This window comes from Roseibium sp. LAB1 (assembly GCF_054658235.1).
In genome coordinates this window covers 812,584-826,423 of sequence record NZ_BAAGIB010000002.1, presented here as the reverse complement: position 1 = coordinate 826,423, position 13,840 = coordinate 812,584, and the positions used below count along the sequence as shown (strand labels likewise).

The window sequence follows — 13,840 nt, the reverse complement described above, 5'->3', positions numbered from 1 at the left end:
TTGATTTCGGACATGGCGCCGGTACTGTCCTGACCATCGGAACAGGTCTAACGTACCTGGTATTCGAGAGGCATAATGGCAGCCTTCAGGAAAGTGTTTTTTTGTCGCTTGGCTGACATGCTTTCCGTGTTAGGGGATTGGTTCGACACTGCCCCGAACTCCCTATTCCGGCCTTGCACATTTACTGAGACGTCGAAATAGTGTCTGCACTCGGGAGTACAAACTGCTGAAACGAATTCGCTCGACCGTCCATGACCCAACCGCCTTCGCCACTCGAAGAGCCTGCTGAAGACCGGCAGGCCGCATCGCCGCTGACCCGACTTGGCGAAGCCCGTTGGATTCTGATGATCGCGCTCGGTGCCGCTGCCGGTGCGGTCATCATACATGACGTTCCGCTGACGACGGCGCTTCTTGCCATGGCCGCATTGGTGGTCGTGGCCTGTTTCGTTCCCCGCAAGTCGTCAGGCCGCCGGGTCAAGCTGAGTGCTCAGCGGGAAATCCGCAGGATGTGGCCCGGGACGGGCATGAAGGTGACGGTGGACGCGCTGCCGACTCCCTGTTTCGTGGCCGACGGGCGGGGCATCACCCGCTACGTCAACAAGCAGGCTCTGTCGATCTATCAGGGCGTAAAGCCGGGAGATCCGCTGTCTTTCTCGCTCCGGGCTCCCTCGCTTCTGGAAGCCTTTGACCGTGTCTGCACCACAGGTGAGGCCGAGAAGATCAGCTGGATCGAGAAAGTGCCGACCGAAACCTGGTACGAGGCTCATCTCTCGCCGATCTACATGCCTGGAAGCAGTGGTCAGGAGAAGGTTCCGAGCTTGCCGGATTTCATTCTGGTGGTCATTCAGGACCTGACCGAGAACCGCCGGCTGGAACGGATGCGTACGGATTTTGTCGCCAATGCCAGCCATGAACTGCGCACGCCCCTGGCATCGCTGACGGGTTTTATCGAAACCTTGCAAGGACCCGCACGCAACGATCCGGAAGCCCGGGACAGGTTCCTGTCGATCATGCTGGATCAGGCTGGACGCATGCGCCGCCTGATCGATGACATCCTGTCGCTCTCCCGAATCGAGTTGAAGGCTCACGTGCGTCCGGCGAATGCTGTCGATCTGTCAGAGATCGTGCGGCATACATCGGATGCCCTGTCGCCACTGGCCTCTGACATGGGCGTCGAAATCCGGCTTCATCTGCCTGATGCGCCCGCACGGATCCAGGGTGATCGGGACGAACTCATCCAGGTGACGGAAAACCTGATCGAGAATGCGCTGAAATACGGTCATGACGGCAAATATGTCGACGTTGGTCTTGAGAAAACGTGCGAGCCGCAGGACACGCTGTCCTGGCAACTGTCGGTGCGCGATTATGGCGAGGGCATTCCGCGCGAACATCTGCCGCGCCTGACAGAACGGTTCTACCGGGTCGATGTCGAATCGAGCCGGGCGATGAAAGGCACGGGCCTCGGTCTCGCCATTGTAAAACATATCCTGACACGCCATCGCGGACGCCTCGATGTGGAGAGTGAGCCGGGGCAGGGCGCGACCTTCAAGGTCAGTTTGCCTGCCATGGAGAACGTGGAAGGTATCCCCGAGAAAATCTCCGCCTGAAAGCGAATGAACGACTGTCGTATTCCTGAGACGGGACGCTGTTAGAGGCTGCCGTGGCAAGTTCGGAACAGTTTTCCGGGGCCGGCCAGGCGATCTGCAAGGAAGAAGACCTGCTTTGCCGGATCACGCCCGCGTTTTTAGTCCAGGAGTTTTGATGTGCCGATATATTTGTCAGCCCGCGCGATGGTGTGTGGTGTATTCTGTTTGGCATCCCTGACAGCCGAAGCTCGAGACCGTTTGCTCATTGTCGGCTCGTCCACGGTGTTTCCGTTTTCGACCGCGGTCGCGGAAACGGTCGGAAACAACGGCATGAAATTCCCGATTGTCGAATCCACTGGCTCGGGCACCGGGTTCAGTCTGTTCTGCAAGGGGGTGGGCGAACACACTCCGGACATCACCAATGCCTCCAGGCGCATGAAGGCTTCGGAACTGGAGACCTGCCGGGCCAACGGCGTCACGCCGGTCGAAGTAGAAATCGGCTATGACGGCATTGTGCTGGCCAATTCGCGCAAAGGCCCGAAATTCACCCTGACAGTCGAGCAGATCTTCGAAGCTCTGGCGGAAAAGCTTCCACGGGACGGCCAGCTTGTCGACAACGCAAATCTGTCATGGTCGGACATCGATGCAGCGTTGCCGGACGAGAAGATCGAAGTGCTCGGGCCGCCTCCGACCTCCGGAACCCGCGATGCCTTCGAAGAGCTTGTCATGGAAGAAGGCTGCAAGGCGGTCCGGGACCTGGAGAAGGATGGCTGCGCGCGCATCCGCCGGGACGGCAGCTTCGTTGAAGCCGGAGAGAATGACGATCTGATTGTCGGTGCGCTGGAGGCCAATCCCGTGACGGTGGGCATATTCGGCTATTCCTTCCTGATGCAGAACCGCGACAAGATCCAGAGTGTCGGTGTCAACGGCGTCGAGCCGACGTTCGAGAAGATTGCATCTGGCGAATATCCCGTTTCCCGTCCGCTGTTTTTCTACATCAAGAAGGAACACGTGGGCCTCATCCCGGGCGTGGAGGCCTATGTGGCGGCCTTCACCAGCGAGGAGGCCTGGGGCGATGACGGTTATCTGGCGGGCAAGGGGTTGATTCCGCTTTCAGCTGAAAAACGCAGGGAAGAGGCCGCCGAGGCACAGGCATTGCCGGCGTTGCAACTCTGATCGAGCGATTCAGACAGGACAAACCCGAAAGGGCCCTTGCGGCAAGTGCCTGATCGCCCCGCCGAACGCGCGTCAGACCGGCCGAAAGGATAAACAAATTCCCTGTCAGCTTTGCGGAGGTGCCTGAGAGCTGCACCCTGTGCGCCTTGAGGCGGGTTTTTGTGACCCTCCGCGACACAAAACCGTCAAGGATCAGGTTTTATTGAATAAATTCAACGGCTTAAATTGTCACAAAACTGAAAAGGAACTGTCATAGAACTCTCATCCGTGGAGCCTAGGTTCCCCGCATCGCTCGTGCACATCCAAGCGCGGTGATCATCTAGAAACCTTGACATTCAAAGGGAGTGGTCAAGTGAAATTTACGACCCTCGTTAGCGCAACTGCTCTTGCCGTTGCTTCCACTGCATTCGTTGGTTCGGCTCAGGCTCGCGACCAGGTGCAGATTGCTGGTTCCTCCACGGTTCTTCCTTATGCTTCCATCGTTGCTGAAGCATTCGGCGAAAACACCGATTTCCCGACACCGGTCGTTGAATCCGGTGGCTCCTCTGCAGGTCTGAAGAAGTTCTGCACCGGCGTTGGTGAAAACACCATCGACATCGCGAACGCTTCCCGCGCAATCCGCGAAAAGGAAATCAAGGCCTGCGCAGAAGCCGGCGTGAAGGACATCATCGAAGTCCGCATCGGCTACGACGGCATCGTCTTCGCGTCCCAGAAAGACGGCCCGGCTTTCAACGAATTCACTCAGGTTCAGTGGTTCAACGCTCTGTCTCCGAAAGTCCTGAAGGACGGTCAGATCGTCGATAACCCGTACACCAAGTGGTCTGAAGTTGACGCTTCTCTGCCGGATGCGGAAATCGCCGCTTTCATCCCGGGCACCAAGCACGGCACTCGTGAAGTCTTCGAAGAAAAAGTTCTGGCAGTCGGCTGTGAAGAATCTGGCGCTCTGAAAGCCATGATCGACGGCGGCATGTCCGAAGACGACGCTGAAGACGCTTGTATCGCAGTTCGCACCGACGGCAAGTCCGTTGACATTGACGGCGACTACACCGAGACCCTGGCTCGCATCGACTCCAACCCGAACGGCGTTGGCGTTTTCGGTCTGGCGTTCTACGAGAACAACACCGACAAGCTCAAAGTGGCAACGATGGCCGGCATTGCTCCGTCCACCGAAACCATCGCAAAGGGCGAGTATCCGGTTTCCCGTCCGCTGTTCTTCTACATCAAGAAGGCACACATCGGTGTTATCCCGGGCCTGAAGGAATACGCTCAGTTCTTCGTTTCTGACGAAATCGCTGGCCCGGATGGCCCGCTGGCCCAGTATGGCCTGGTTTCCGATCCGGAACTGGCTGCTACTCAGGCTTCCATCGAAGCCGAAGAAACGATGGGCAACTAAGCACATCTTTCCGAAAGGGCGGCTTCGGCCGCCCTTTCTTTCTTCTTTGCCGGTTGGGTCGCCCTATGTCACTTCCATATATTCTTATTGCGCTGCTGGTTCTGGCTGTCGCCGGATACATAGTCGGCCGCGGAAAAGCGTTGAATTCTGCCGGAGGGGATTCGCGAGAGCTTCATTCCCTGCCTGGTTATTACGGCTGGAACGTCGTCGTTTCGATACTCGTTCCCGCACTGCTGTTGCTCGTTGCCTGGCTGATCGTTCAGCCGATCATTCTGGACAGCCAGGTTTCCTCAAAGATTTCCCAAGAGACCATTGCCGCAAGCTCGCTCGATCTCATCATGAGCGACGTCGTTCGTGTTGCCGAGGGTTTGGACCTTGCCGTCTCACAAGGGGCCATGACGTCGGATGCGGCGGCCTCCATCCGCACAGAACTGACGGACGTGCGCAGCCGTCTCGGCCAGATCGGTGTTGCGCTGGGGTCTGAAGTGACCGCCGAAACGCTACGGGCCGCACAGACCTACCGCAGCATTTCCGGAACCGGCCTGCTGCTGCGGACCATTGCGGTTCTGGCTGCCGGTCTGATTGGTTTTGCTGTCGGCGTGATGCGCACCAACAAGGATTTCCGTGCCCGCAACGTGGTGGAAACAGTTGTCCGCTACATCCTGATCGCAGCGGCCTCTATCGCCATCCTGACGACCGTCGGCATCGTGCTCTCGCTGATCTTCAACACAGTCGAGTTCTTCCGGCTTTATCCGGCTGCCGACTTCTTCTTCGGCCTGACCTGGGCGCCAAGCTTTGGCGGCGGATCGGAGCTTGGGATCGTGCCGTTGATCTGGGCGACCATGTATATTTCCCTGATTGCCCTGGCAGTCGCCGTGCCGATCGGCCTGTTCGCAGCGATTTACCTGTCCGAGTATGCAACGCCGCACGTGCGGGCCATCGCCAAGCCTCTGCTTGAGATCCTGGCCGGTATTCCGACCATCGTTTACGGTCTCTTCGCGCTGCTGACGGTCGGTCCACTCCTGATGAACCTGTTCGGTTCCGGCGGTGCGCTCGGCGTCAGCTGGATGTCGGGCGCTTCCTCGGTGTTCACCGCAGGCGCGGTCATGGGCATCATGCTGATCCCATTCGTCAGCTCCCTCTCCGACGACATCATCAACGCCGTGCCCCAGGCCATGCGCGACGGCTCCCTCGGCCTTGGCGCCACCCATTCCGAAACGGTGAAGCAGGTCATCCTGCCGGCGGCCCTGCCGGGTATCGTCGGTGCCATCCTGCTGGCGGCTTCTCGCGCCATCGGTGAAACCATGATCGTGGTCCTGGGGGCCGGGGCCGCTGCCCGCCTCAGCATGAACCCTCTCGAAGCGATGACCACCGTGACCGCGAAGATCGTCAGCCAGCTCACCGGCGACAACGACTTTGCCTCCCCGGAAGCGCTGGTCGCCTTCGCGCTCGGCATGACCCTGTTTGTCGTGACCCTGGGGCTCAACATCTTCGCGCTCTTCATCGTGCGCAAATATCGGGAGCAGTACGACTAATGACCGACACGACCCTTACGCCTCCGTCGGACAAGACCAGTGCTCCGGCCCCGAACAAGATCACCTCACTTCTCGAACTCGATCCGCTGACCAGGAAGCGCAATGCCGCGGAAGCCCGTTTCAAGCTCTATGGCATCATCGCCATCGGCATTGGCCTGTTCTTCCTCGTCGCGCTTCTGTGGGCAATCCTTTCCAACGGTCTTGGCGCCTTCAGCCAGACCTTTCTGAAGGTGGATGTCCCACTCAATCAGCAGCAGATTACCGAAGCGGAAAAATCGGTGGTCAAGACCTCCAAATACCGCGCCATCATCGACGACGCCTTTGCCAGGGAACTCGCCGGTGCCAACATCACCACGGACATGTCGGCGAAAGACCTGCAGAAGCTGTTCTCGTCAGGCGCCGCCGCGACGGTTCGTGACTACGTTCTCGCCAATCCGGACAAGATCGGTTCGACCGTCACCTTCGAGCTGATTGCCTCCTCCCGTGTCGACGGTTACCTGAAGGGCCGCGTCAAGCGGGAAGATCTTGCCGAAGACAAGAACCTGGATGCAGCACATCTGGATCTGGCAGACCAGATGCAGTCTGCCGGCATTCTGGAGAAGCGCTTCAACTGGGCCTTCATCACCGGCACCGATGCTTCTGATAGCCGTCCGGAGCAGGCCGGCATCGGGGCGTCCATGATCGGGTCACTGTTCATGATGCTGGTGGTGCTGTTCCTGTCACTGCCGATCGGCGTCGCCGCTTCCATCTATCTGGAAGAATTCGCTCCGCAGAACAAATTCACTGATCTCATCGAGGTGAACATTTCCAACCTCGCCGCGGTCCCATCCATCGTGTTCGGTATTCTTGGCCTGGCGGTGTTCATCCAGTTCATGCATCTGCCGCAGTCCGCACCGCTCGTCGGTGGTCTGGTGCTGACGCTGATGACACTGCCGACGATCATCATCTCCACGCGCGCCTCGCTGAAGGCGGTTCCGCCGAGCATCCGCGATGCGGCCCTCGGGATCGGCGCCTCCAAGATGCAGTCGATTTTCCACCACGTGCTGCCGCTGGCCATGCCGGGCATTCTGACCGGAACGATCATCGGTCTGGCGCAGGCCCTCGGGGAAACAGCTCCGCTGCTGCTGATCGGGATGGTCGGCTTCATCGCCTCGAACTTCCCCGATGGCGTGGCTGCCGGTTTCTTTTCTCCGAACTCGGCCATGCCGGCCCAGATCTACGAATGGGCGAAACGCGCCGATCCGGCATTCTATGAGCGCGCATGGGGCGGGATCATCGTGCTGCTGGTCTTCCTCATGACCATGAACATTATCGCGATCATCCTGCGCCGCAGGTTTGAGCGCCGCTGGTAAGGATTGCTCCGATGAACGAGATGCCGAATTTTGAACAGGCGAAAACCATGACCGAAAGCAAAATTTCCGCGAACAAGGTGCAGGTCTATTATGGCGATACCCACGCCATCAAGGACGTGGACATTGAAATCCAGCCGCGCTCCGTAACGGCCTTCATCGGCCCGTCCGGATGTGGCAAGTCGACCTTCCTGCGCACGCTCAATCGCATGAACGACACCATCGACATCTGCCGTGTCGAAGGCTCGATCAAGATCGATGGCGAGAATATCTACGATCCCAAGGTCGATCCGGTGCAGCTGCGCGCAAAGGTCGGCATGGTGTTCCAGAAGCCGAACCCGTTTCCGAAGTCGATCTACGACAACATCGCCTACGGTCCGCGGATCCACGGCCTGTCCCGCAGCAAGGCCGAGCTGGATGAAATCGTAGCGTCCAGCCTGCAGAAGGCCGGCCTTTGGGAAGAAGTGAAAAACCGTCTGGACGAGCCGGGCACCGGCATGTCGGGCGGACAGCAGCAGCGTCTTTGCATCGCCCGTGCGATTGCCGTGAGCCCGGAAGTGATCCTGATGGACGAACCGTGCTCGGCGCTTGACCCCATCGCGACGGCGAAGGTGGAAGAGCTGATCGACGAACTGCGTGAAAACTTCACCATCGTGATCGTGACCCACTCGATGCAGCAGGCTGCCCGTGTGTCTCAGCGTACCGCGTTCTTCCACCTTGGTGTTCTGGTGGAGGAAGGTCTGACGGAGGACATCTTTACCAACCCGAAGGACAAGCGTACGCAGGACTACATTACGGGCCGCTTTGGCTAAGCATTTTTTAGGTTTCTGAAGGGGACACAGGATGTCTGAACATACAGTCACGGCTTACGATGACGAACTGACGGCCATGGCCGGCAAGGTCGCAGAAATGGGCGGTATTGCCGAGAAAGCTTTCGCCGATGCGGTCTCTGCGCTGGTGTCGCAGGATCTGGAGCTTGCCAAGGCGACGATCAAGGGCGACGTCCGTCTGGACAGTCTTTACAACGAACTTGAAGTGAAGCTGATCGAGCTGATCGTCCGCCGCCAGCCGATGGGGCAGGACCTGCGCGAAATCACCGCTGCCACGCGCATTGCCAACGACCTGGAACGTGTCGGCGATCTTGCCAAGAACGTGGCAAAGCGGGTGATCGCCATCGACAGCGACCTGCAGAACAAGAAGCTCGCGATCGGTGTCGAACACATGACCGAGCTGGCATTGTCCCAGCTCAAGCAGGTCCTGGATGCCTACGCCCGCAAGGATGCGGAAGCCGCGCGCAGGGTTCAGGAAGCCGATGCCGAGGTCGATGCGATCTATACGTCCATCTTCCGCGAACTCCTGACCTACATGATGGAAGATCCGCGCGTCATCACCCAGTGCGTCCACCTGCTGTTCTGCGCCAAGAACATCGAGCGCATCGGCGACCACGCGACCAACATCGCCGAGAACGTCTATTACATGGTCACTGGCGAACGTCTGCCGGAAGACCGGGCAAAGGTAGACGAAACAGGCGCGGTCTGACCGCTCACGTTCGACGGATTTGCAAAAAAGTCTAAACGGCCGGCGCTCGGGCGCCGGTTGCGGTAATTGGAGCGAGATGTATGCCGAAGGTGCTCATCGTTGAAGACGAAGAACCGCTCAGCCTTCTTTTGAGATACAATTTGGAAGCGGAAGGGTACTCGGTCGAGTCCTGTGTCCGGGGTGACGAGGCGGAAATCCGCCTGCGGGAAAGCCTGCCGGATCTGTTGTTGCTCGACTGGATGCTGCCGGGCCTGTCCGGAATTGAACTGTGTCGCCGTCTCAGGGCGCGCGAGGATACCGAACGCCTGCCGGTCATCATGCTGACGGCGCGCGGCGAGGAAGCGGAGCGTATCCGTGGCCTGTCGACCGGTGCCGATGATTATGTGGTCAAGCCTTTCTCGGTGCCCGAACTGATGGCCCGTGTGCGCGCCATCCTGCGGCGGGCGAGCCCGGAAGTGGTGTCCACCATGCTGCGATCCGGGGATATCGAACTGGATCGCGAAACCCACCGGGTTCGCCGCAGCGCCAAGGAAATCCACCTGGGGCCGACCGAATTCCGCCTTCTGGAGTTCCTGATGACGTCGCCCGGCCGTGTCTTTTCCCGCGAGCAACTGCTCGATGGGGTCTGGGGCCATGACGTCTATGTGGACGAACGCACTGTCGACGTGCACGTCGGCCGGTTGCGCAAGGCTTTGAACAAGGGCAAGGCGAAGGACCCGATCCGTACCGTTCGCGGCGCCGGTTATGCTTTCAACGACCAGTTCACTTCAGCAACCGCCTGAGCACCTAATGCGGAATAAGCAATAAGGAGCCCGCTTTCGAGCGGGCTTTTTGCGCTTCAGGATGTTTGCCTTTTGGCGAGCCGACGGTGCGTTAGAGAATTGACCAAGAGCCTTGTCATCTCAGGATGAGATCCGGCATTGATGCCGCTGGAAGGGCTGTGCAACCCTCCGTGTGAAAGCCTAAACAAAAAAACCCGCCAGAACGGCGGGCTTTTCATGAGCTGGGTTTGCCTGGAGGCTATCAGCCTGCCTGGGCCATCGTCTTGCGATCGCGTCGACGGTCGGCGACCGGCTGATAGGCAATCTTGCAGTGATGGACACAATAGGGGACGCCGGCGTCGGACTGGCGGCCGCAGAAATAGAAGTCGTCGGTTGCCGGATCGCCAATCGGCCATTTGCAGGTCCGCTCGGTCAGCGTCAGGATTGTGGCCCGTTGCGAGATCGGCACCAGTTCGGCAATCGGTTCCACGCGCGGCTTGGCTTCCACCACAGGCGCCGGCGAAATGTCGGCTTTCAGGGCCGTTGCGCCAATTGACTGAGGATGAGACGTGACAGGTTTCTTCGGCGCGGCACCCGTCGCAGGCGCGGCCGAGCGCGGCCGGCGAGGCTTCGCGCTTGACGAAGTGGACTTGGCACGGCCGGACAAACCAAGACGGTGCACCTTGCCGATCACGGCGTTACGGGTGACGCCACCCAGTTCGCCTGCAATCTGGCTCGCGCTCAAGCCGTCGCCCCAAAGCTTTTTGAGAAGCTCAACCCGTTCGTTTGTCCAACTCATCGCCGCACCCTTTAGTTCGACCGACCTGCGGCCATTAACCCCGTGTTAAGCATGCACATGCACGCCTAATGCTGGCAGATCTAGTGCCTCTTGTTGATTTGCCTCACGAGATCTCGTGTCTGATTGCTGAGAGGTTACAATAACGTTAATTTGTCAGGCAACCGCCGGACCCAAACCAGTTGGGGATGAAACGACTTTTCCCCAATTATGGCGAGGTCATTGAGAATTTTACGAAATCTGCCTTCCGTGACATCTGAAATGTGTTGTGCGGCATTTCCATTGACAGCGCATGGTACCGGCAGTGTATAAGAAAGCCGCTACGTGCCGCCTCATCGGGGCGGCACGTTGCGTTTTGGCCCTTCGGCATCTTTTCAAGGTGACGGCCCGGCGTCGAGGCGACGCTGGGACAGCAAGGGCGTTTAAGGGAGACAAACGAGGTTATGTCCGCGACTGCACTATTCGGAAATTACGCAAGATCGAACCTGTCTTTCGATCATGGGGAAGGTGTCTGGCTGGTAACGACTGACGGCCGACGATTCCTCGATTGCGGTTCCGGCATCGCGGTCAACGCACTCGGTCATGCCCATCCGCATCTGGTCAAGGCATTGCAGGATCAGGCCGCCAAGCTATGGCATACGTCCAACCTGCACCAGATCCCCGATGGCGAGCGGCTGGCGCAGCGCCTGTGCGCGGCTACCTTCGCCGACAAGGTGCTGTTCGTGAATTCCGGCGCCGAGGCGATGGAAGCCGCGATCAAATGCGCGCGCCGCTATCATTATGACAATGGCAATCCCGAACGGTTCCACATCGTTACCTTCGAAGGCGCCTTCCATGGCCGGACCATCGCGACCATCGCGGCTGGCGGCCAGGCAAAATATCTTGAGGGTTTCGGTCCGAAGGCTCCCGGTTTCGACCAGGTGCCGGCTGGTGATCTGGACGCGTTGAAAGACGCCGTCGGCCCTCATACGGCGGCCATCGCCATCGAACCCGTTCAGGGCGAGGGCGGTATTCGTGAGATCCCGGCCGACTTCCTGCGCGCGCTGCGCAAGATCTGCGACGACAACGGCATTCTGCTGATCTTCGACGAGATCCAGACCGGCGTCGGACGGACCGGCAAGCTGTTCGCTCACCAGTGGGCGGGCGTTGAGCCGGACCTGATGGCGATTGCCAAGGGGATCGGCGGCGGTTTCCCGATGGGCGCATGCCTTGCAACCGAGGAAACGGCGGCAGCCCTTTCTCCCGGAACGCATGGCACCACTTTTGGCGGCAATCCGCTGGCAATGGCGGTTGGCAATGCGGTGCTGGACGTGGTGCTGGAAGACGGTTTCCTGGAAAGCGTGCGGCAGAAGGGGCTGAGTTTCAAGCAGAAGCTGGCCGGGCTCGTGGACAGCCATCCGGACGTGCTGGCGGAAGTGCGCGGCAATGGCCTGATGCTCGGTCTGAAATGCGTGGTGCCGGTAGCCGATTACGTTCTTGCGGCCCGTGAAGCGGGTCTCTTGGCAGTGCCTGCCGGCGATAACGTGGTGCGCATCATGCCGCCACTGACCATGAGCGAAGATGAAATTTCCACTGCCGTCGAGCGCCTGGATCAGGCAGCTGTTGCGGTGGAAGCTAAATTGGCGGAAGGAGCGGCCTGATGACCGCAAACGGAACCTACCGGAACTTTCTGGATCTGACGGACTTCGAAGGCGACGAACTGCGCGCCATCCTGGACACCAGCCGGAAGATCAAGTCGAGCCGAAATGGTGTGCACCGGGGCCAGGGCCCGCTGGCTGGCAAGGTGCTGGCCATGATCTTCGAACAGCCGTCGACCCGCACGCGCATTTCCTTCGATGTCGGCATGCGCGAGCTTGGCGGCGAGACCCTGATGCTGACCGGTGCTGAAATGCAGCTCGGCCGCGGCGAAACCATTGCCGATACGGCACGGGTTCTGTCCCGTTTCGTCGACGCGATCATGATCCGTATTCTCGATCACAACGAACTGCGCGAACTTGCGGAAAATGCCACGGTGCCGGTGATCAACGGTCTGACCAAAGTCTCGCATCCTTGCCAGATCATGGCTGACCTGTTGACCTTCGAAGAGCATCGCGGCTCGATCAAGGGCAAGAGCGTCGCCTGGACAGGCGACAGCAACAACGTGCTTGCCTCCTGGATCCATGCCGCACCACGCCTCGACTTCGAACTGCGCATCGCGACGCCGAGTGAACTGGCGCCGCCGATGGACCTGATCGAGACCGCTCGCGCCAAGGGTGGTTCCATTCAGGTCACGACGGACCCATATGAGGCGGTCAAGGGGACCGACTGTGTCGTTACCGACTGTTGGGTGTCCATGGGCGATGACGACGCGGAATCGCGTCACAATCTCCTCAGTGCCTATCAGGTGAACAAGCGCCTGATGGCTGAGGCAAACCAGGACGCCCTGTTCATGCATTGCCTGCCGGCCCACCGGGGTGAGGAAGTCACTTCGGACGTCATGGACGGTCCCAACTCCGTTGTGTTTGACGAAGCCGAAAACCGGCTCCATGCCCAGAAGGGCATTCTGGCCTGGTGCTTCGGCGCAGCATAAGGCAAGCCAAGTGGCACTTAATCTTGATGAACTGGGCATTACGCCTGCGGGGCTGGACGCTGTCCGGCCCTTTGCCGTGGAAGGGCTTGATGTGCGCGGCCGTGCGGTTGCGCTGGGTCCTGTCCTTGAAAAAATTCTGGACCGTCACGCCTATCCTGAACCGGTTTCCCGCCTGCTGGCGGAAGCCATCGTTCTGACCAGCCTGTTGGGCACCTCGCTGAAATTCGACGGTCGCTTCACTCTGCAGACGCAGACCAAGGGGCCGGTGTCGATGCTGGTTGTCGACTTCAAGACACCCGATGCGATCCGCGCCTGCGCAACCTTCGATGCCGGAGAGGTCGCCGCGCTGATCGCAGATGGCCAGGCGACGCAGGAAGCCCTTCTCGGGCACGGACATCTGGCGATGACCATCGACCAGGGGCCGCACATGCAGCGCTACCAGGGACTGGTGGAACTGGATGGCGTTTCACTGGAAGAAGTCGCACGGCGCTACTTCGAGCGGTCGGAGCAAATTCCGACCGAAGTTCGGCTCGGCGTTGGTGAACTGTTCACCCGTCAGGAAGGTGAAGGCCATGCCAAGACCTGGACCGCTGGCGGCATACTTATCCAGTTCCTGCCCGAGGCTCCGGAACGCATGCATCAGGCCGATATCGATCCGGGCGACGCGCCGGAAGGCACGCGTCCGCACGAGGTCGACGAAGATGATGCCTGGGTGGAAGCCAAGGTCCTGGTCGAGACGGTCAAGGATGTCGAGCTGACCGACCCGGAAGTCAGCGTGGAAATGTTGCTTTTCCGCCTGTTCCACGAACGCGGCGTCCGCCTCTTCGAACCGCAGCCGCTGGCCGACAAGTGCAGCTGCTCGCGGGAGAAGATCGAGAGTGTTCTCGCGGGCTTCAGCCAGGACGATGTTGACCACATGACGGTCGACGGCAAGATCATCGTCACCTGCGAATTCTGCAGCACTCGCTACGAATTCGACGGCAAGCCGGGTCAGTAAGCCGGAGCGAAGGGACATTGAAGAAAGCCCGGATCGGAAACGGTCCGGTTTTTTTGTTCCCTGCAGTCAATGCCCCTCATCCTGAGGAAGCGCTTTAGCGCTGTCTCGTCGGATGGCCCACTTGCGCAAAACGTTACCA

12 protein-coding genes are annotated in these 13,840 nt (G+C 59.5%); 11 read left to right on the top strand and 1 reads right to left on the bottom strand.

Annotated features, from left to right (window positions below; all coding sequences use genetic code 11):
* The first annotated feature begins 251 nt into the window (after positions 1 to 251).
* From ACYQ54_RS13715 to phoB, 8 genes are all read left to right on the top strand, one after another.
* Positions 252 to 1,607, top strand: a complete 1,356-nt coding sequence (locus ACYQ54_RS13715) for an ATP-binding protein (RefSeq protein ID WP_460083163.1) — start codon at positions 252 to 254, stop codon at positions 1,605 to 1,607.
* Between the two features lie 183 nt (positions 1,608 to 1,790).
* Complete coding sequence (locus tag ACYQ54_RS13710; RefSeq protein ID WP_460084798.1) at positions 1,791 to 2,762, top strand: substrate-binding domain-containing protein; 972 nt, start codon at positions 1,791 to 1,793, stop codon at positions 2,760 to 2,762.
* Between the two features lie 352 nt (positions 2,763 to 3,114).
* Entirely contained in the window at positions 3,115 to 4,155 is a 1,041-nt protein-coding gene (locus ACYQ54_RS13705) for a substrate-binding domain-containing protein (RefSeq protein WP_023001818.1), read from the top strand.
* A 65-nt stretch (positions 4,156 to 4,220) separates the two neighbouring features.
* Positions 4,221 to 5,690: a phosphate ABC transporter permease subunit PstC gene (pstC, locus tag ACYQ54_RS13700; RefSeq protein ID WP_460083160.1), complete on the top strand. Its 1,470-nt coding sequence runs from the start codon at positions 4,221 to 4,223 to the stop codon at positions 5,688 to 5,690.
* A complete protein-coding gene (pstA, locus tag ACYQ54_RS13695) occupies positions 5,690 to 7,042 on the top strand; it encodes a phosphate ABC transporter permease PstA (protein ID WP_460083158.1) in 1,353 nt (450 codons plus the stop codon). Before pstC ends, pstA begins: the two co-directional genes overlap by 1 nt.
* 11 nt (positions 7,043 to 7,053) lie before the next feature.
* Entirely contained in the window at positions 7,054 to 7,851 is a 798-nt protein-coding gene (gene pstB, locus ACYQ54_RS13690) for a phosphate ABC transporter ATP-binding protein PstB (protein ID WP_006933578.1), read from the top strand.
* 31 nt (positions 7,852 to 7,882) lie between these two features.
* A complete protein-coding gene (gene phoU, locus ACYQ54_RS13685) occupies positions 7,883 to 8,578 on the top strand; it encodes a phosphate signaling complex protein PhoU (RefSeq protein WP_460083156.1) in 696 nt (231 codons plus the stop codon).
* Positions 8,579 to 8,658: 80 nt separating this feature from the next.
* The gene (gene phoB, locus ACYQ54_RS13680; protein ID WP_460083153.1) at positions 8,659 to 9,360 is read left to right on the top strand and encodes a phosphate regulon transcriptional regulator PhoB; all 702 of its coding nucleotides are present in this window, start codon (positions 8,659 to 8,661) and stop codon (positions 9,358 to 9,360) included.
* 241 nt (positions 9,361 to 9,601) lie between these two features.
* Here the strand turns inward: phoB and ACYQ54_RS13675 are convergent, their stop codons facing one another.
* Positions 9,602 to 10,138: a GcrA family cell cycle regulator gene (locus tag ACYQ54_RS13675; RefSeq protein WP_460083151.1), complete on the bottom strand. Its 537-nt coding sequence runs from the start codon at positions 10,136 to 10,138 to the stop codon at positions 9,602 to 9,604.
* 440 nt (positions 10,139 to 10,578) lie between these two features.
* Between ACYQ54_RS13675 and ACYQ54_RS13670 the strand changes: the two genes are divergently transcribed.
* The 3 genes from ACYQ54_RS13670 to ACYQ54_RS13660 are packed head-to-tail and all read left to right on the top strand — an operon-like array spanning position 10,579 to position 13,701.
* Positions 10,579 to 11,775: an acetylornithine transaminase gene (locus tag ACYQ54_RS13670; RefSeq protein WP_460083149.1), complete on the top strand. Its 1,197-nt coding sequence runs from the start codon at positions 10,579 to 10,581 to the stop codon at positions 11,773 to 11,775.
* Complete coding sequence (gene argF / locus ACYQ54_RS13665) at positions 11,775 to 12,704, top strand: ornithine carbamoyltransferase (protein ID WP_460083147.1); 930 nt, start codon at positions 11,775 to 11,777, stop codon at positions 12,702 to 12,704. The genes ACYQ54_RS13670 and argF overlap by 1 nt, the downstream gene beginning before the upstream one ends.
* A gap of 10 nt (positions 12,705 to 12,714) precedes the next feature.
* Positions 12,715 to 13,701 carry an Hsp33 family molecular chaperone gene (locus ACYQ54_RS13660; protein ID WP_460083144.1) on the top strand — a complete coding sequence of 329 codons (987 nt, stop codon included), beginning with the start codon at positions 12,715 to 12,717 and terminating at the stop codon, positions 13,699 to 13,701.
* Positions 13,702 to 13,840: the final 139 nt, after the last annotated feature.